Source organism: Legionella sp. (assembly GCF_965140895.1).
Taxonomy (GTDB): Bacteria; Pseudomonadota; Gammaproteobacteria; order Legionellales; family Legionellaceae; genus Legionella.
The window spans coordinates 1-19287 of record NZ_CBCSKT010000046.1 but is presented as its reverse complement, the minus strand read 5'-3'; the positions used below and the strand labels follow the sequence as shown (position 1 = coordinate 19287).

Below are 19287 nucleotides of genomic sequence, written 5' to 3'. Positions count from 1 at the left end.
AAAAATTACTGCAGAATCAAAAATGTAGTGCTAGACTTTAGGTCGAGTGGGCTGCAGTGTGTTCCACGGATAGTTATTTTAGATCGATTATTTGTATTAATAATAGAAAAGTTTAAAGAAGGATGGTATTAAATTATGGAAGCAACTAAACGTACACTTTTACGCACTACTCTTGCTGTTGCATTAACTTCTGGCGTTGTATTTGCTGCAGCTGCTGCGCCAAGTTCTGGACAATTAGTGATTGTTAACAGCTTAGGTAACGTAAGCACTACAAATACTGGGGCATCTGCTTCTGGCTTTTCTGTGGTAGTCTCCGATAGTTCGGGTCCTTGCTCAACCACTGCAAGTGTTGCTTACAACGGTACTGTAACTGTTAAATGGAATGCATCTGCTACTCACAGTACTACCTCTTGTACTGGCATCACTAACGTTGCAGTTACTCCACTTAAAGCTACCGTGGGCACTGTTTCAACCATTATATATGACAGTGTAACAACTACAACCGTTCCAGCCGCTACTGCAACTGGAGCAATTACCTTCACCGCACCAACAACAGCATATCCAAATATGGTGCTGATTGTTAATGGTAATGGAGTCCCTGCATCTGCTGTGACTGCATCTGCTACTGTATGGGGCGTTGGTGCTGCCGCAGCTCCAGTATTTGATGCAGGTAACGGTTCATTAACAACTGTAGGTATTCCTGGTGCTATGGGTGCTTATGGATTGAAAGCGGAAAACATCATGAGACGTTATGCTATTCTTCCAATGCAAGCAGCACAATAATAATATTAATTAGCTGCACCACCTCAGCTCAGAATAAGGCTTCATTTCATTCTGAGCTGAGGCTCAAACCAAATAAGTTTTACGGGCGATTGAATGAAATATATTAGTTTACTCTTAATTGCCTTCTTGGCAATATTGACTCTTTCTGGCTGTGGTCAAAAAGGTCCTCTCTATTTACCACAACCTGAAACACAAAACACAGAAACCACTAATTCAAAATAAACGATATGAGTATAAAATTTACTAAAATGCATGGATTAGGCAATGACTTTATGGTCATTGATGGCGTTAATCAAACAATTGATCTTAGCCCCGAGCACATAAACATGCTCGCACAGCGTAATACAGGCATTGGTTTTGATCAGCTATTACTTATTGAACCCAGCAATCATGCAGATATTGATTTTAAATACCGTATTTTTAATGCAGACGGTCAAGAGGTTGGCCAATGTGGTAACGGAGCACGTTGTCTCGCCGCCTTTGCGAAACATTATGGCTTAACGCAAAAAAATAACCTAACAGTTGCTACCTCCACCACTCAAATGCAATTACATATCAATCCCGATAATAGCATTCGTGTTGAAATGGGTGTCCCACGCCTAGCCCCCAAAGACATTCCCCTGATTGCCGAGCACCAAGCAGAGACATATACCATAAACCTGGAGGAAGGTGGGACCGCCATTATTCATGCGCTGAGCATCGGTAACCCACATGCCGTGTTATTAGTACATGATACAGAAATGGCACCAGTTCATGCTCTAGGCCAACAAATAAGCCATCACCCACGGTTTCCTGAGCAAGTGAATGTTGGTTTTATGCAAATTATTAATCGAAGACAAATCAAATTAAGAGTTTATGAGCGCGGCTGTGGCGAGACATTGGCTTGTGGCAGTGGTGCGGTTGCTGCAGCAGCTATTGCTCACTTATATCATCAACTCGAACAGCAGATAACGGTTTCCTTACCTGGTGGTGATTTGATTATTGACTGGCCCGCCATTGATAAACCAATATCCCTAACAGGCCCTGCAGTTTTTGTTTATGAGGGAACGATTTTATCTATCTAATTAGGCCATGGGCTATGGAGCCATTACACCACCAGCGCTTCCGGGCTTTACATCCCAGCCTACATGTTTAATGATTAGCTGTCGTGGTTGGCTGGGAGGACAGTTCATTTTTTTCCTCTTTTTTCGCATCTTCTTTTGCAAAAAAACTATCGCTAACATTTTCTCGCACCCAACTCCAAGTAAATTTTGCGGTTTTAACTACCTGTTCAGAATAGCCAAAAAGAGTTTGTTTAGTCGCAGCTATCACCTGGTTCACATCCGTAGCCGCATTGGTTACGACCACCAGCTGCTCGTTTAGCTGAGGTATAGGTGTGTTAAACTCAGCCGCAGCCCGTATTAATTTATCAGGACCATCGTTTATTTGCTTTATTAGTAATTCGGTTTCAATAGAAGAATACCGTTGGCATGATAAAGCTAACAATCGGAAATGATTCTCCATAAATGGGCCTTGGTTGCATTTTAACCAAGCATATAATCTAAGCTGGTTCTCGTTGTGATGTACTACATAATTGAATAAAGCATGTACCTTCGTTCGAGTTGCAAATTCATCACTAGGGGCGTCAGTAAATGCATAACACGTTAAGGCTCTTGCTAAGGCTTCAAATTGCCCCTGCGTTAAGGTTGCAGGCGGTTCCATTTCATTTAAGAGCGAGTGTATATCTTTCTCTATTGGTAGTGTGGGTTCATCGAGTATAGGCTTCTCTATTATGGTGACTACCGGGGTCATTGATTCTGGAATAACGTAAATAGGTGGCTTTGGTGTGAAAAACCCGGTCCATCCATAAAACCAACATCGCTTAATGTAGTTGAATAGGCCAGAAAAAAGCCCCTCGTTATTGCAAAGCTTATACTCAAATTCTGCTTCCGCCTGAGCCTGCGCCACAATTTGCATAATCTCTTGATCTATTGCGGTTAATTCATTTAATGCCCATGAACATAGATTAGCAATCACTTGATAATTGTTTTTGCCGCCCATGAAGCCGAAATGCCATATGGTTGCCCTTGCATCATATAAAAACAATGCCTGGATAATTTGTTCATTATCAGGCACTTGCTGTTGTAGTAGGGCAGAAAAGATTGTGTCTTTAATGCCTGCGTCTAATTGAATACTATCCAATAAAAAAATTAACCGCTGAGTTGCTTGGCGGTTCTTAGCCAGCCCCTGCGTTGTCGCGAAATGGCCAAGGTAATCATTAAGCAGGCGTTCAATTAGTTTTGTATCGCCACGGTAATGGATTAAAAAATACTCGAAAAAGTTAATGGTTTGGTATTGGCCGAGAAACTCGATTATAGTAGCGCCCATTTCATCATTCTGTAATTGAGATGGATTCGGACTATTATCAAGAACTATAGATTGTACTATTTTTTTACTATTTAGACGTCCGTTATGATATAAAGGATACGCGCTACCGGCTAATGCATTTGTTTTTAAATAACGGCAAAAATAATTACTTGTAATTTCACGAGTCTTAGCTTGAATGTCTTTAAACTCAGAAACATTTTCTAAAGCCAATAATAACTCGATTGCTTCTGCAGAAAAGACATGCTTGGCGTGAAGCAAGCTATTGGTTAATTGTTTTATGAATGAAATGTACGCCTCATAATAATGTCCATTAAGATACAGTTTCATTGCCAAAATTAAATGCGACTCTTGATTTACCAACAAGAGCAATTTTTTAGGGAGCGGATGAAACAAATGCAAATGCTCGATAATCGTTGACGTTAGTAATACTTGTTTGCTGGTCTCTTGGTCTTTAATGGCATCAATAATTTCGGAATAGATTAGTTTCATTAAATGAGCGAAGACATAATGTGCATTGGGTAAAAAAGCGTAGTGTCGCACCCAATAGAAAATTAATTCGCGGTGTAAGTACTTATACAATAAGGATTGTACTTGTGTAGTGCTTAATTGATGGAAATGAGGAATGGAGCAAAGTAAACTTACGGCCGCTTCTGGATCCAATTTGTTAATGAGCTCAGTAGTAAGTATTGTTACATCAAACTGGTGGACCCAGGCATTCAGGCGAGATGGCTCCGTACGGGATTCTTTAAAGGCTATTCGGTTTAGTACTGATTCACCTTTTAAATTTATTAAATACTCACTTCGCCCTAAGAGGCGCACGATTAACAAGGTTCGCACTTTGGGCTCATGTATTATATTGATTAGTTCAATTAGTTCTTGCGGCGTAAATTGATTTTCTTCAAGCGTGTTTATGAATTTGAGTTGCGAGCTTGCGTTACTGTTAATTTCAGCTAAATAAGCATCATTCCCTAAAGCTGCTTTAAACAAGTCTAATTCTCCAGGCATGCAACTCTCCCGTTGGCCTATATCGCGATGTGGCCTTATCCCAGGCTCACATAAATACTCCTTTTTCAGGATAGCTGTTTGGAAAAAAAACGCAATAGTTAAGCTTGATTAGCATGAAATGGGATTAGTAGCGGTTCTGAATGCTCTGTTAAGCAGGCTGGTTATTGGCTGCTGCTAGTTGATTTTTTTTTAGCTTCCAACGCTTATGCATCCAATTCCATTGCTCAGGGTGGGCTAGAATAATACGCTCTAAAGCCTGATTATATGCAAGGGTATTTTGATAAAGTGATTCTGCTGTAGAACCATAATCCTTCCAAGGAATCGGTTCATAAAACTCTAAAACATGCTTCCCATTAGACAAGCGATATCCTGCGGCAGGAATTACCGGAACCCCCGTATAACGCGACAAGGTAGCTAAACTACGATAGGTTCCAGCCTTTTCACCAAAAAACTCTACTGCAATTCCATCGCGATTAGCTAAGGATGCATGCTGATCTAAAACAAAAATTACTGCATGATTTTGCTCTAGAGCCGCGCATACCTTATCAAGGGAGTTTTTCTTAGGAATTACATTTAAGCCAGCTTGGTAATACTGCTTAAATAAACTGCGCTCAATAAGTTTAATTGATAAGGTGCGGCGGATAAAATGAAACTGGCCTTGAAACTCTTTAAAATTGAGTACCCCGCCTATTGGCGCAACTTCCCAGTTACCAAAATGCCCAGTGAGCGTGAGTACCCCTTTTTTCTGAGCGACCACAGACAACATGTGCTCATGACCACGAACTTCAACAAGCTGACGTAGCGTGTCTTCGCTCATAAAACGTAAGTGTAAGGCTTCTTTAAATGATTTAAGCAAATGCGAATAATACGATTTCACCAAATGATTTTTCAAGTCCAAACTCAAGCGTTCACCATAAACACGATCAATATTCGCCATGATGACCTGACGCTTATAAGGAGCAAATTTAAAAATGGCTCGCCCCCAAAAACTGGTAGGTAATGCGCTAATTTGTTGTTCTAAATCATTCACAGGCTTTAATCACCAAACACGTATTCATACTGGCAAATCCGCGATTAACTACTAAGGCATAATTCGCGTTTCCTAAGGGGCGATGTTCCGCACTAACGGACAATCCCTCACAGCTATTTGCTGTTTGCTGTAAATTAGCAATACCAGGAATACATTGATTTTCCAAAGCATACGTTGCCATGACCACATCAATTAACCCTGAAGCACAAATAGTATGCCCCATAGACCATTTAAATGAGGTGACTGGCGTTTGATGTTCGACAAAAACGCCTTTTATTGCCTGGGCTTCGCTGTCATCTGATTTCACATTACCATTACCATGCGCCACAATCATGCCAACATCATGGGGCTGAATTGCGGTCGAATCTAAAGTACGTTGCATCAGTGCCGCTAATTGCTGACCATCATTCTCAATGGAAAATAATCCACTTGCCTCAGTAGCTGATAAACCACCCATCACTTCGCCATAACAGCGAGCAGAACGTGCACGTACACTAGCCTCGCCTTCCAAGACTATTGCAGCCGCCCCTTCAGCCATAATAGTTCCATCATGTTCGGCATCAAAAGGTTTCAAATGGCGATGACTTAAGACCCCTAATTGATTGTAATAGTATAAGGATTGCGGTTCCGTTGCTACATCATAAGCAACAACCACAGCACGCTCAACCTGTCCACTAACGATTGCGTGATAGGCCTCAATTAACGCTTGAGTTCCCCCTACCGCATGATTGGTGACATTATGATTAGGGCCTTTAAACCCATAAGTAATACCGGTATATGCTAAAACGTTATTAGGGAGAATGCGTAATAACCACATGGGATGCACTTCATCAAATAACTGTTGTGCAAAGGGTTGCATCTCACCTTGTGATTTAGCAAGCAAGGGTAAAAAATCATATTGTTGGAAATACTTATTGCCTGGCGAGCCAACAAAAATCGCGGTTTGCTCATTGAAGTCATCTGCACGTTCTAATCCATCACGATAGGCAATCATCTGACTGTGCTCAACCGCCTGAACCGCGGCATGAATACCAATAACATCTTGACGGGAAATGACTTTAATGAGTTTCCTATCCGGCAACATTTTTGCCGGTTGAAAATCTTTAAGTTCACCGCCAAGGCGTGCCGACCACTGTGATAAATCCCAGTCACGAATTTCTTCAATTCCGCTTTTACCTGTAGAAATAGATTCCCAGGTTGCATCAGCAGTGTTTCCTGAGGCAGTTAATGCACTGCGGCCAGTAATAAATACTCTATTGCTTTGACTCATCGCCCTGCTCCTTCAAATTCAGGATGCTTAAATAACAAGCAGCTATTCGAGCCACCAAAACCAAAAGAATCAGATAAAACCACACCTAAAGATTTTTCACGCGGACCATCAACAACATAATCCAAATCACAGTCAGGATCTGGAGTAGTTAAATTTGCAGTTTTGGGAATTTGGCCTTGTTCAATGGATTTAACCGATAATACGGCTTCAAGTGCTCCGGCAGCAGCAATCAAATGTCCGGTTTGTCCTTTGGTTGAACTCACGGGTAAATGCGCCACACGCTCACCAAATACCGCTTTAATCGCATTCGTTTCACTCAAGTCATTCATCTTGGTTGAAGTACCGTGGGCATTAATGTAATCCACATCAGACGCCTGTACACCCGCATCACTTAATGCACGCTGCATCGCTTGAATCGCTCCATCCCCATTAGGATGTGAGTCGGTAATACGATACGAACTAAGTGAGTTACCTTCACCAGCCAACTCAGCATAAATACGTGCGCCACGCGCCTTCGCTTTATCCCAGTCTTCAAGAATCAAAAAGGCAGCACCTTCACCCAAAACAAAACCATTTCGAGTGCCATCAAAAGGACGGCTAGCCGTTTCCGGAGTTTCATTATAAGTAGATAAGGCACCTAATAAGCAAAAGCTGGAAAGACCAATGGGGTTTATCATGGAATCAAAACCACCAGCCAGCATAAAATCAGCTTCTCCGCGACGAATCACTTGCATGGCAAGCCCTAAAGCCTGACCACCTGAAGCACAAGCAGTATGCACAGAAGACGCATAACCACGAATGCCAAATTGTTGAATTAATAAAGATAAACCAGAGTTTGTTGTGGTTTTACCAAAGTCTGCCAGCTGATAAAACTCCCGTGACTTTTCTTGTAATTGGTTCCAATTAACCTCGCCATCTTGAGCACAGGTTTTCTGGAAGCGATGCAAGTAATCAAACTCCGAGGTCATCATTCCGCTACCGGTAACCACACCCCATTGCGATGCGGTTTGCTCGGTAGGTAAAATGCCAGCATCCTCAAATGCCTGCCTTGCAGCTTCTAAAGCATATTGGGTAAATGACATCGCAAAACGAGAATGCTTATTGGCTAATGCCGGATTAGCCTGAAAATTTTTTACTTCCGCCGCAATATGTGTAGTAAATGCGCTGGCATCAAATTGTTTAATCTCAGCGATTCCAGATTTCCCAGCCAATAAATTCGACCAAGTGGATTCAACATCAAGACCTATAGGAGAAACAGCTCCTAAGCCTGTAATGGCAACTCGTCTTTTTTTCACGTTATTTACCTCGAGGAATAAGCACCACATCCACAACACAAACTCGCTTTCCAGCAACTTCGCTGCGAAAAGCCAGGATCAACTCATTTTCCGTGTGTCGTTTAACGGTTACATAACACTCAATCACATCTCCAGGATGGACAAATTCATTCATTTTTATCTTGCGCAACTCACTGACGCAATAAGCTTCCGAAAATGCCGCGCGAGCAACAAATTCACGAGCCAAGTTTAACTTGCACTCCAATAAAACCGTCATCGGTAAAACGGGGTTCTTGGGGAAATGGTCCGGCAGATAAGGCGCGGCACGGGTGATTCGTTTTATTGCAGTCAAACTGACGCCAGGTTCACTGGAGCTTATACGGTCAAACGTCATTGAGACCGTGCGTATGGTGTTATTCTGAGCAATTTGTTGCTCATCCAATAAGGGAACACTTTCTGCGCTAAGTGCAGCCCAATCGCCAGGATTATCAATTTCAGCATATTGCTGCTTCACTTCGTCCAGACTAATAAAATCAGTCATGGGTAATAAGGGGCCTAAGGCGCCTTCGACGCTAAAAATTAGCTCAGATCCTACTCGGGCAATACTATGATATTGCACAGCGCGATCATCGACTTGGTCAATAAACGACTCAAGCAATAAAGTCTCACCAACATAAGCAGGCCTATGCAACTGAGCACTGGCAACAATACCGGCAACTGGGCGTTGGGAAAAACCATTATGGTGCATCACATTCCAAGCAGCCAATTGTCCTAGGGTTTCACCGATTAAAGAAGGGATAAAACAAAGACGCCCCTGCTCATCAGCAATCAGGAAGGTATCATCACTCGTTATGTGCTTAATCCCCCGGATGAACTCTCCGGGAGATGAATGCACAATGCGATCAACAAACAAAAATCTCATCGGCGATCACGCAGTAACTTGTTGTTCATTCATTGCAGAAACAATTAATTTACAAAAAGTTTCAACCGTAAATAAAGTTGGGATTTCGTTAACTTTCATGCTTGATTTGAATTGATCCGCAGGGACTTCACTCAAATAATTTTGCAATGCAATTAGGCCTCGTTCAGTTAACACGCCACCTTTTTCAAACTCATCTTCAGCTAAATCGCCACGCGCATTCTTTTCTAATTGACCACGTGGAATTTTAATTTTGAATTCTTTTTCCAGTTGGAAAACCAAATCAAGAAAATCAATGGATTCAGCGCCTAAGTCAGCAATTAAGCGACTGTTTTGAGACACTTCGTCTTCATCAATTACAAGTACATCGGCAACGATTTCTCTAACCTTAGGATAAACGTCAGCTACATTCATATTTTTTCCTCAGAGATTCAGGCTGGTTCACAAAGCCGCAAAGTATATCATAAATTTTTTTAAAGACATAAAATTAACATAAATTGGTTAAAAAAAGACAATAGTTAATGTCCCTTAACATGAGGTATTTAAATTAGGAGGTCAGCGTGAACCCAAGGACAGCCCAACATACATGCCTTAGCCTACCTGGCTATAACCGGCGTCAACAAACAACGTATGTCCATTAATCATGTCTGCTTCAGGTAAGCACAACAAATAAACCGCATTGGCGACATCTTGAGGAATTAAAGGTCTATCACTCAGAGCATGTGCTTGATATTCATCTAATAATTGCTCTCTGTTTGGGAAATGCTTTAAGGCATCAGTATCAACTACCCCAGCAGAAACCGTATTCACAGTAACACCATCAACGGCTAACTCCAGGCTTAATGAACGAACTAAAGCTTCCAGAGCAGCTTTAGATGCACCGATAAATGCATAATTAGGGATAGCTCGATGTGCACCCAAACTAGATAAAGCAATAACCCGACCACCACGTGGCATCAACGCACGACCTTCAGAAGCAAGATGATTTAATGCCAAGGCATTAGTTTCTAAGCACCAGCGCCAGTGTTTAGTTGACATTTTCAACGCAGGCTTTAAAACACCACTTGCCGCGTTACTGACTAAGAAATTAAGATGATCAAAATGCTCACGAAATTGTGCAAACATTTCTTTAACTGATTGATGGTCTGCCACATTCGCCTGTAATGCAACCGCTTTCCGCCCCATTGCCTGAATCTCTTGGACTAAAGCTTGAGCCTCATCTGAGCTATTGTAGTAAACGATAGCAATATCGCATCCAGCTTGAGCCAACTTTAATGCAGTAGCCTTACCGATACCTCGTGCGCCACCAGTAATTAACCCAACTTTTCCTGCAAAATTTAAACTCATGAAACAACCCTCTGACTAAAATAGCGCATTGTCATTTTTATTCTCCCGGAATGCAATCTTTACTGTATTAAATTTTCAAAGATCTTGTTTCTGGATGTCTAACTTTGTACTATCCCCACACCACATGCCAACCCTAATAAATTTTAATGACATACCCCTGGTCTAAAACTGTATTTCCTATCGCCGCCATTTTTTCATTCCGTATGCTCGGTTTATTTTTGCTGATCCCCGTATTTAGCATTTATGCTGAAAACTTGCAGGGAGCAACCCCTGCGCTCATTGGCCTTGCGCTGGGAATCTATGGTCTGGGGCAAGGGATCCTGCAAATGCCTTTTGGCTTTTTTTCCGACAAAATTGGCCGCAAACCAATTATTACTATCGGTCTAATTTTATTTGCCTTCGGTAGCATACTGGGTGCCTTAACCGACTCCATCTATGGCATGATCATTGCTAGGGCCATACAAGGAACCGGCGCAATTGGTAGTGTCTTGATTGCCTTACTTGCCGATTTAACGCCTGATGGACAACGCACCAAAGCGATGGCCGTAATTGGTATGACCATTGGTACCTCCTTTAGTTTAGCTATGGTAATCAGCCCTGCCTTATCGCATCGTTATGGCTTAGCGGGTATTTTTTATCTAACAGCAGGATTGGCTCTATTAGGTTTGCTCTTACTGCATGGGGTCATCCCCCAACCCCAAAAAGAACGCTTTCATGGTGACAGTGAAGCAAATCCTGCCTTATTCAAACAAGTAGTCCGCAATAAACATCTACTACGTCTTGATATAGGTATTTTCTGCCAGCATTTTATTCTTACTTCTACGTTTTTCGCCATTCCGTTTATCTTAAGAAAACAAGTAGAACAAGGACACTTAGCACAACAATGGCATTTTTATTTGCCGCTAATGTTAGGCGCATTCTTATTAATGATTCCCTTTGTCATTATTGCGGAAAAGAAAAAGCTCATGAAACGTATTTTCCTGAGTTCTGTCGTAGTCATCACACTTGCGCAACTGCTCTTAGCCTATACCTATCAGAATTGGTTAAGTCTTTGTCTGCTCATGCTAGCCTTTTTTATTGCCTTTAATATCCTCGAGGCGGCCCTTCCTTCATTAGTATCGAAACAAGCCCAACCCAATAGTAAAGGAACGGCCATGGGGATTTATTCAACCAGCCAATTTCTAGGTATTTTCATCGGCGGTGCTCTTGCAGGCCTTTTATATCAATGGAATGGCAGTCAGGGCATCTTCATGGTGAATGCACTATTAGCCGCTCTTTGGTTCGTCATTGCCTATTCAATGCAACCTAACGTTTATGTAACAACCTTAATTCTAGCGTGTGACTGGTTCGATAAAAAAGAAGAGGTGATAAAGCAACTGCTAAGTGCTCCAGGCATTATTGAAGTTGTATTTGCCAAGGAAGAACAAGTCCTTTATTTACGCATAGATAAAGAACATTATGTTGAAGGTAGTGCTGAACAAACGCTTAGAGCAGCCTCTCGTTAGGAGAGGCATTAGCAATGCGAACAACTTAAGCCGCAGCCGCCGAGAACAAGGGCCATTTCCGGAGCCCGCTCATATAACCTTTTGAGAACAAACGCACTGGCAATATAACTTAAAACGCTGACAACAGAGGGCAGAATAAGCGTCGAAATTAATCCTATCCTCTTTGCCAAAAGAGGCAATGCGCGATATCTATTAGAGGATAGCGACGCTAAATCCATACTCATATCTTTAATTATTCATTGCAGCCAATGCCCTAGTATCGTGGTCATAGCATCATAGGTGCTACAGACAATAAAACAAAGCCATTTAATCGGAGAAATAAGTTTACGAACCGCAAGAATAGCGCTTAAGTTTCCAAGAGCAATTGCTTCACGATAAACAATATCGTTCAGGTTTTCTTCGGAAAAAAATTGAATAATTAATTTATTCCAATTTTGATTAATTGTATTTAATAAGGATGGGACATGGACTGTTCGATAAAATGCATCATCTCGCTTATTATCACTACGGCGACAAATTTGCCGCGGCGATAAATCCATCATGCCCTGCAATTTGCTTGGCAATTACCGCTTTTCGTGTTCTAGACTCTGTCTTTTCGGGCATTGAGGCATTGCCCAAAAAAAATCCGGAAACACCCGAACGAGATATTTTTATCTCTGATGCTAATGGAGCTAACGGTTTTGCAAGGGCGACTCTATCTTGTTGCGTAGTAGTTAGCTTATTTCCATTGCATTTTTTACGCGAATAAGCGTCAAGATCGTTAATTGTATTCACGTCTCTTCGTACCGATTTTCTAACATCATTCGTCTTGCTCTTCAAGAAAACATCAAGCTCAGAACATAGTACGGCCCGTTCTTTTTGCATTTGTTTCGTAACAATAGCCAAGTTATCTCTTGCATCTACAGCAGTTTGTTCTGCGGCACTATGTAACGCAAATACTGGCTCTGGTACTTGTGTTTTAAACCATTCAAGCAATGAAAGAAGAGCCTGGCTGTAAGCTCATCATTGCCTTGTGTATTTGATAAGTCACATCCAAAATCAATCCATCGATCACATTAGATGCGCCGATATTAAGCTCACTAATTATGGAGGCCTTATCCATTTCATTTGCTAATTCAGAACTTTGTCTTACTTTATTTTTTATACTTTCTAATCCAGCAGCCGTTTGTTCATCAAGATGGTGGCCTTTTTGCTCAATAAATTCGTCTAAGTCATTAGCAAAATCATGGCAAGCACATGATGATACTTTACCTTGTAATACAACATGTTGATTTAAATCAGTTTTCCCCATTAAATGATGGGAAAGATAAATTAATTTGAATTGTTCTGGATAAGAGTCATATTTATCTGCTAAAAATTGCTTTACACTGTGTAAACCAAAAAATCGAGCAAGACGAAATAGCCAATTAGGGTAATGGACGTCATCATAATCAACTAAAGCCTGGGCATATGCATCTTTAATGCGTCTCATTGCTCTCAGCGCATCTTTTTCTTCAGGTGGGAAAAAACCAAAGAAACCCATGATTTTTTGCCACCAAATTTTGCCATTGGAAATATCAGCGTTGTAAATTCTTAGAGAGGTCAAAAGCTCATCTAAATATTCAAGGCGTGCCTGTACGCTATCTTCACGTACTCCAGACTCATGATAGACATTAAATAAAGTTAAAGCCTCGTTAGTCAGCTATTGAATCTCACTAGCTTTTTGAATTGGGTTGAGGTTGTGACTATCACGATGCTTGTTGAGCCTAATTGCTTTTTTCGAGTCAGCTTTCCATTCGCCCACTTTATGAGCCCAGCACAATCCAATGGCTAATACAGCAGTTAATTTTTCTATCCTATCCAGCGTTGTCATATGAGTCTCTTCGAAACGAAAACCCCGCCCTTTTAATGCAGAGAAAAGACATTCAATTTCCGATAAATGGGAATAGCATTTTGGGGATGTTGATTCGTTGCAATAATCATTAATTCGCCCTTTTCGGAGCGTGAACCAGCTAGAAAAACGGATTGACCGAATACTTCGACAGCCATGTTAAATACTTTGTGCTGCTTAGGTTGTAACGAGTTGAAAATTTTTTTGGCAGTGAATAATTTTTTCTTATTGATGTGAGTTAATGAACCTTCTTTAATCCTAATATAGAACGGAATTTTTTTTCTATTCAGCCAATTAAATAAACCGCCACTACCAAATTCCCGATCGGCCAATAAGCCTAATATCTGGGAAGAACCAAAGCTTTTTAAGTAGCGATTTATGAGCGCTTTTTGTTCCATTATATTGGAGCTGCCTGCTTTAGGAAGACAGGTCCAATATAATGGGATTGCAATACCTTCATAAGCAACGCCTAACATAAAAATATTAATTTTTTGTTTTCCCCAATACCAGTTCGTCCTATCTATAGTAAGGTATACTTTTTGAGTATCCGAAAAAAATAACCGAAAGCCTCAAAATAATGGTCTTTTCAAAAGTGCAATGTAGGAGCAAGAATCTGATTATTTACGGCAATCGCATTCCTTGCTTTGCCCGCAAAATACACGTTTTTATAAATAATGCTCAAATCAACTGAGACTTGTGCGGTAAAAGCCGTTTCTATAGACATTGATATCATGCAAAGACATAAGGCAATTTTTTTCACAGAGGTCCCTCTCCTCAGCCGATCCCACCTATATTACTGACGAATTAAACGCACATTCTTATCCATATACGATGTTTTTTCAGTAGAGCGATATGGATTAATATCAAGCCCACCACGACGAGTATATCGACCATAAACAGTGAGTGACTCCGGTTTACAATGGTTCAGAATGTCTACAAAAATACGTTCAATGCATTGCTCATGAAACTCATTATGATTTCGGAACGAAACTAAATACTTTAATAAGCCCTCACGGTTTATTTTCTTCCCTTTATAGGCAATTTGTACGCTTCCCCAATCCGGTTGATGCGTGACTAAGCAATTCGATTTCAGAAGATCAGAGCACAGTATTTCTTCAACCAACTCATCACCTACCAAAAGAAAAGCGGGTTCAACCAGGTAGATGGAGCATTCAACATCCAATTCATCAATAGAGTCGCCAATAAACCCTTGTTGCATGTGGAGTGCTTTAGACTGCTCTAAAGGGCGGATGGCAACAAAAACCTCTGCCTCAATACGCTCCTGCAAATCCTTTTTAATGATTTTCTCTAACGCATCAATACTGTCAAATTTACTATTGTTAAAGGAGTTAAAATAGAGTTTTAAAGATTTAGATTCGATAAGTTTGGGTGAATTGCAATCATAAATGATTTCTGCAAGCGCAACCACAGGCTTACCTTTCGGATTCAACCAAGACACCTCATAGTGATTCCAGCAATCGAAACCATAAAATGGAAGCTGATGCGGATCAACACCGATCTCTTGGCGCTTTCCAGCGCGCGGAATGGGAAATAAGCGGTCGGGATTATAGCTTGGATCATAATCCGATTTTCTGCCTAGTTCAGATGCATCGGCCACAGATTGATACTTTTTTAATACTTGATCATTCATCGTATTTCACTCCAAAATTTCTATAATTTTTGCCGTAGTTTTGCAATTGATCGGTTGGCTTATTTCCATTTGACTGGAAATATATCTTAATAAGGAGGCAGCCTCATTATAGGTGTTGCGTTAGTTTCCAATTCGCGAGCCTGAATTTACATAGAGAGTACCACATCAAAATTTGCACTTTCTATAATTAGCTGGATCTTTAATAAAGCCTCCCCCCAAATTTCAGTGTCGTAATCTGCTGCAATCGTACTAAATCCTGTTCAGAATACAACCTTATATCCTGAACTTAAACGCCTCTCCGGTTTTAATAAACCAATCTCCTCGTTGTACGGCAATGACCTTATCATTAATGAGTACATTTGACTGATTTGTTTAATTTGGTAATATTTCATACATTCACTTCTTGGTGATGACTCTATTGCATCTCGTAACGTGAGAGTCAACACTTATCTGCTTCGTGCTTTACTTAAATATAAAGAGAATTTAATATATGTCCAACAATCAAACTAATTGGCTGAAATTGATCAGTGAAGTTCAAGCGATTGCCCAAAATGGGCTTGCCTACTGTCATAATGAATTTGATAAAGAACGATATTCCAGATTGCGTGAAATTGCTGCCGAACTCGTTGTAGAATTCACAGAACATGAACATGAGGACATTAAGTTACGATTCTCTTTAGAACATGGATATGCTACACCAAAACTAGAGATTCGCGCGTTTGTCCTTAAAGAGAATAAAATATTACTCGTTAAAGAGCGCTCTGATGGCTTATGGACTTTACCCGGAGGCTGGACAGATATTAATGAGTCCCCTTCCGAAGCAGTAATCAGAGAAACAAAGGAAGAAACAGGTTTTAATGTCGAAACTGTACGTTTATTGGCGCTTTGGGATGAACAAAAACATGATCATCCTCATCACTGGCCACATACCTATAAATGTTTTTTCCATTGTGATTTGCTTTCTGGTGTGGCAACAGAAAATATAGAAATTTCAGCAATTGATTTTTTTGATTTGCATGACTTGCCACCGCTTTCAACTCCACGAGTGACCCAAAGGCAGTTGCTACGCTTATATCAACAAGTCACGCATTCAGAACAGACGCTATTTGATTAGCAATTCACTATGCACTAGTGATATAAATTAAGGTATACTTACTGCCTAACTTTCGCATACAGGAGATAACAAATGGCTCGCGGAATAAATAAGGTCATCTTGATTGGCAACGTTGGTGTTGACCCGGATGTTCGTTACCTACCAAATGGTAATGCAGTAACTACTCTTTCAATTGCAACCAGTGAATCATGGAAAGATAAAAATACCGGTGAAAAGCAAGATCGTACCGAATGGCACCGCGTCGTTTGCTTTAATCGCCTAGGCGAAATCGCTGGCGAATATGTACGAAAAGGCTCAAAGCTTTATATTGAAGGCAGTTTAAGAACGAGAAAATGGCAAGATCAACAAGGCCAAGATCGTTATACTACAGAAATCATTGCCAATGACATTCAAATGCTGGATAGCAAAGGCGGCAGTGCAGGTGGTTACGAGGATATGCCTCAGACACAACAATATGCGCCATCACCACAACCAAGTGCTAATCGACAGGCAGCACCACAATCTAATCAAGTGCCACACGATGCATTTGATCAGTTTGATGACGATGTACCATTCTAAATAATAACGTAGCCTGGTTGCAGGCAACTGAATATTATACACATCTTGCGGCGATACAAAAAAATGATCCAATTGATTTTTTGTATTCAAGCTTGATGTGGAATTGGATATTGTTGCGTAGAAAAGAGAGCCAAGCCATCATTAAACTTAAAGTACTGCAGAGGGTTTAGCAGTTCCCCGATTATATTGACTGCATTACTTTCTGAGGAAACCCTTGCAAAGAGGGGTTCTTCGCAGGAAGGTACGAAATTTCCCACAACACCCTTATAACCCTTTACCAATCTAGGATGTAGTCAATAAATTGATTTTTTTATTGTCTATTAATTTTTGTATAACCTCATGTAAGTTAATGCATTTTTTGCCCCATAAAATTCATATTTTCCATGTACGCGGGGGCTTAACTACCAGAGTAAGCTATCGGTACGAACATGCTGTTATAGGATAAGAGCAGCAGTCAACCAGCACCAGATAAAATTAAATCTTTAAATGCCATCTTGTAACCTACGTTCCGCAGCATGTATAAAGTTGAGTTAAATTAACTTAAATAATATCCGGTTGATTCGTATTGAAACACAAATTTTGCTATTAAATTAATCAGTTAGATGCATTCTGATTTAATTAACAAAAGTTTAATACCATGGTGCGAAATGTGGGTTGCAACATTAATTCCCTCTAAACTATCCCAAGGGTTTGGGGAAAGAACCCCTATATGTTGTGCAGCTTATAAGCTAAACTGCATCAGATTAAAAACTTTCTTAATTTTTTACAGTTAATTACAAATGATATTACTCTTTGCTCGACGAGGTAGGAGTTTTCGTTCTTTCAGCCAAGCTACGGGTACTATTTGTTGAATAACAAGTCCCTTTTCAGCATTAGCTTCTGCAATGTAAACTCTTTTGCCAAAGAAATCATCCTTCATCCTATACAACGCTACATGTACACCAGGGTTAATATACACATCTCCTGGTTTCACCTCATTCCAGTCTATTCCTTCTGTAATTTTGTTACTAGCTATATCCCAAGTTCCTAGCTTTGAAGTCAGTCCCCAAGCCCGTGAAACATATCCGGAACAATCAACTCCTGCAGCGCATGATAAAAGAGGGCTGATTTTATCGTTAACATTACCCGCCTTCATCTTATTTGTTACTATTTTATTATTAAATTCAGCAACACTATCGAACCCTCCCCAATTATAACTGACAGATTCATAAGTCATCGCTGTGCCCCCTGATAGATAGGGCGGAATAACTCTATTGGGACAGGTTGCGTCATTTATTATCGAAGAAGCAGATAAATAAACTTTATTCTTCATGTATTCATAGGCATCATCTATAGCTTTTTGCCCGGACTTGCATCCAACTGTATGAAATTCACCCGAATGTAATTTGCTTGCTTCTTGATTTTTTTTTGATTTAACTTCTTTTTTTGTAAATAAGACTGAATCTAATTCTTTCGCGCGGCGCTTCATTTCTTCAACTGATAATGGCTTAAGAAGGGTAAATTTAAAATGCTCTTTATCTGAGATAAGGCCATAGACTTTCCCTTCATTACTCACAATAAATTGACGCTGCATTAGCCATTGAGTTGAACTTGATTCCGTATCGCTGGCAAAACGATATATACTTAATACTTTCCCTAACTTATTTACTTTCCAAACATAGGTAAGTGGAGGACCATTAAGCATAATGGAATTGTCAATCCATGCGGTGCCATCCTGATCTACTTGAATAATTTCATACGAATTCATTCCAAATTTTTTATATAATTTTAAAGGTATTTCTTTTTTTCCAATAAAAAAAGATGGATTTTTCCCAGATGAAATATGGTATAAAAGTCCACCAACCTGTACCCCTTCAACAGATTTCGGTTCACAGGAAATACAGTCACGATCAATTCTATCTTGAATTGCCACTGGTAAATTACCAATTTTAAGGCTCGAAGGAGCTTCAGATCCCATCATAATAAGACCATAATCATCTGGAATAATGTAATTAATAAAATGTCTGGCTGTTTTATAAACGGCTTGTTCAGTTATGACTTCATTTTGAATATGTACCACCCTTGTATGCTCAGAGTCAGTACCGAATACATATAATGAATTATCTCTATCTCGGACTATATTTTGGAATTGAATGCCATGAGGCAAAGAAACTTTTTTTAACAATGCTCCATGAGAATCAAAAAAAGAAACCCCTGAACCATAGGTATCAAGTACTACAAATCTGTTATCAATAACTGTTGCATCCATTGGGCCTACTGGCATCCCTGCATCCGGAACAGGAGAAGGAAATTTTATGGTAAGACCCTGTGTTTTATTCGAAAGCACTAGCTGCGGAGTATAGAGATCCGAAGCCATCAATAAATTTGAAAATAAAAGACAAGATAGACCCAAAGATTTTTTATACATAAAAAAACATCCTTATAAATTAATTTTACAGATTCACCAAAATTATCAGTTATAAATAGTGCTTATCTTGCAACTTAATTATATCAAAAACTTCAACCTCCATCAGTAACTGTAGACAGGGCTAATAACCCGCTAGTAAATGGCGCAGGTTAATAATATCCATCAAAATTCCGATTTCCCTGGTCAA

21 protein-coding genes are annotated in these 19287 nt (G+C 40.2%); 6 read left to right on the top strand and 15 right to left on the bottom strand.

The annotated features are described in order from the left end of the window. The first annotated feature begins 135 nt into the window (after window positions 1-135). The 3 genes from ACQY7T_RS06195 to dapF all read left to right on the top strand — a co-directional run bounded on the left by ACQY7T_RS06195 (window position 136) and on the right by dapF (window position 1847). Entirely contained in the window at window positions 136-783 is a 648-nt protein-coding gene (locus ACQY7T_RS06195) for a hypothetical protein (protein ID WP_428412073.1), read from the top strand. 93 nt (window positions 784-876) lie between these two features. Beyond that, entirely contained in the window at window positions 877-1005 is a 129-nt protein-coding gene (gene lptM / locus ACQY7T_RS06190; protein ID WP_428412072.1) for an LPS translocon maturation chaperone LptM, read from the top strand. Between the two features lie 5 nt (window positions 1006-1010). Beyond that, the gene (gene dapF / locus ACQY7T_RS06185) at window positions 1011-1847 is read left to right on the top strand and encodes a diaminopimelate epimerase (protein WP_428412070.1); all 837 of its coding nucleotides are present in this window, start codon (window positions 1011-1013) and stop codon (window positions 1845-1847) included. A gap of 67 nt (window positions 1848-1914) precedes the next feature. On the opposite strand, the gene ACQY7T_RS06180 is transcribed toward dapF, so the two are convergent. The 7 genes from ACQY7T_RS06180 to fabL all read right to left on the bottom strand — a co-directional run bounded on the left by ACQY7T_RS06180 (window position 1915) and on the right by fabL (window position 9995). Beyond that, the gene (locus tag ACQY7T_RS06180; RefSeq protein WP_428412069.1) at window positions 1915-4155 is read right to left on the bottom strand and encodes a hypothetical protein; all 2241 of its coding nucleotides are present in this window, start codon (window positions 4153-4155) and stop codon (window positions 1915-1917) included. 148 nt (window positions 4156-4303) lie between these two features. Then, window positions 4304-5185 (bottom strand): lysophospholipid acyltransferase family protein, encoded by an 882-nt coding sequence (locus ACQY7T_RS06175; protein ID WP_428412068.1) that lies wholly within the window; start codon window positions 5183-5185, stop codon window positions 4304-4306. After that, window positions 5178-6455 (bottom strand): beta-ketoacyl-[acyl-carrier-protein] synthase family protein, encoded by a 1278-nt coding sequence (locus ACQY7T_RS06170; protein WP_428412067.1) that lies wholly within the window; start codon window positions 6453-6455, stop codon window positions 5178-5180. The genes ACQY7T_RS06175 and ACQY7T_RS06170 overlap by 8 nt, the downstream gene beginning before the upstream one ends. After that, window positions 6452-7780 (bottom strand): beta-ketoacyl-[acyl-carrier-protein] synthase family protein, encoded by a 1329-nt coding sequence (locus ACQY7T_RS06165; protein ID WP_428412128.1) that lies wholly within the window; start codon window positions 7778-7780, stop codon window positions 6452-6454. Before ACQY7T_RS06165 ends, ACQY7T_RS06170 begins: the two co-directional genes overlap by 4 nt. After that, the gene (locus ACQY7T_RS06160) at window positions 7752-8651 is read right to left on the bottom strand and encodes a 3-hydroxyacyl-ACP dehydratase FabZ family protein (RefSeq protein WP_428412066.1); all 900 of its coding nucleotides are present in this window, start codon (window positions 8649-8651) and stop codon (window positions 7752-7754) included. The genes ACQY7T_RS06165 and ACQY7T_RS06160 overlap by 29 nt, the downstream gene beginning before the upstream one ends. A 6-nt stretch (window positions 8652-8657) precedes the next feature. Continuing rightward, window positions 8658-9062 (bottom strand): acyl carrier protein, encoded by a 405-nt coding sequence (locus tag ACQY7T_RS06155; protein WP_428412065.1) that lies wholly within the window; start codon window positions 9060-9062, stop codon window positions 8658-8660. A gap of 177 nt (window positions 9063-9239) precedes the next feature. Continuing rightward, window positions 9240-9995, bottom strand: coding sequence for an enoyl-[acyl-carrier-protein] reductase FabL (gene fabL / locus ACQY7T_RS06150; RefSeq protein WP_428412064.1), 756 nt, complete (start codon window positions 9993-9995; stop codon window positions 9240-9242). 146 nt (window positions 9996-10141) lie between these two features. Here fabL and ACQY7T_RS06145 point away from each other — a divergent pair, with 146 nt between their 5' ends. After that, entirely contained in the window at window positions 10142-11500 is a 1359-nt protein-coding gene (locus ACQY7T_RS06145) for an MFS transporter (protein WP_428412063.1), read from the top strand. A gap of 236 nt (window positions 11501-11736) precedes the next feature. On the opposite strand, the gene ACQY7T_RS06140 is transcribed toward ACQY7T_RS06145, so the two are convergent. The 7 genes from ACQY7T_RS06140 to queF form a co-directional block, all read right to left on the bottom strand. Continuing rightward, window positions 11737-12042 (bottom strand): hypothetical protein, encoded by a 306-nt coding sequence (locus ACQY7T_RS06140; RefSeq protein WP_428412061.1) that lies wholly within the window; start codon window positions 12040-12042, stop codon window positions 11737-11739. Continuing rightward, window positions 12005-12475 (bottom strand): hypothetical protein, encoded by a 471-nt coding sequence (locus ACQY7T_RS06135; RefSeq protein ID WP_428412060.1) that lies wholly within the window; start codon window positions 12473-12475, stop codon window positions 12005-12007. Before ACQY7T_RS06135 ends, ACQY7T_RS06140 begins: the two co-directional genes overlap by 38 nt. Continuing rightward, on the bottom strand, window positions 12468-13022 hold the full coding sequence (locus ACQY7T_RS06130) for a hypothetical protein (RefSeq protein ID WP_428412059.1): 555 nt from the start codon (window positions 13020-13022) through the stop codon (window positions 12468-12470). The genes ACQY7T_RS06135 and ACQY7T_RS06130 overlap by 8 nt, the downstream gene beginning before the upstream one ends. 159 nt (window positions 13023-13181) lie before the next feature. Next, entirely contained in the window at window positions 13182-13352 is a 171-nt protein-coding gene (locus tag ACQY7T_RS06125; protein ID WP_428412058.1) for a hypothetical protein, read from the bottom strand. A gap of 32 nt (window positions 13353-13384) precedes the next feature. After that, a complete protein-coding gene (locus ACQY7T_RS06120; RefSeq protein ID WP_428412057.1) occupies window positions 13385-13846 on the bottom strand; it encodes a hypothetical protein in 462 nt (153 codons plus the stop codon). A gap of 110 nt (window positions 13847-13956) precedes the next feature. Further along, window positions 13957-14130, bottom strand: coding sequence for a hypothetical protein (locus tag ACQY7T_RS06115; protein WP_428412056.1), 174 nt, complete (start codon window positions 14128-14130; stop codon window positions 13957-13959). A gap of 33 nt (window positions 14131-14163) precedes the next feature. After that, on the bottom strand, window positions 14164-15021 hold the full coding sequence (gene queF, locus ACQY7T_RS06110; protein ID WP_428412055.1) for an NADPH-dependent 7-cyano-7-deazaguanine reductase QueF: 858 nt from the start codon (window positions 15019-15021) through the stop codon (window positions 14164-14166). 490 nt (window positions 15022-15511) lie between these two features. Here queF and ACQY7T_RS06105 point away from each other — a divergent pair, with 490 nt between their 5' ends. Both ACQY7T_RS06105 and ssb read left to right on the top strand, forming a co-directional pair. After that, window positions 15512-16135, top strand: a complete 624-nt coding sequence (locus ACQY7T_RS06105; RefSeq protein ID WP_428412054.1) for an NUDIX hydrolase — start codon at window positions 15512-15514, stop codon at window positions 16133-16135. Window positions 16136-16207: 72 nt separating this feature from the next. Next, entirely contained in the window at window positions 16208-16693 is a 486-nt protein-coding gene (gene ssb, locus ACQY7T_RS06100; RefSeq protein ID WP_428412053.1) for a single-stranded DNA-binding protein, read from the top strand. Window positions 16694-17462: 769 nt separating this feature from the next. Here the strand turns inward: ssb and ACQY7T_RS06095 are convergent. Then, entirely contained in the window at window positions 17463-19100 is a 1638-nt protein-coding gene (locus ACQY7T_RS06095; RefSeq protein ID WP_428412052.1) for a hypothetical protein, read from the bottom strand. Window positions 19101-19287: the final 187 nt, after the last annotated feature.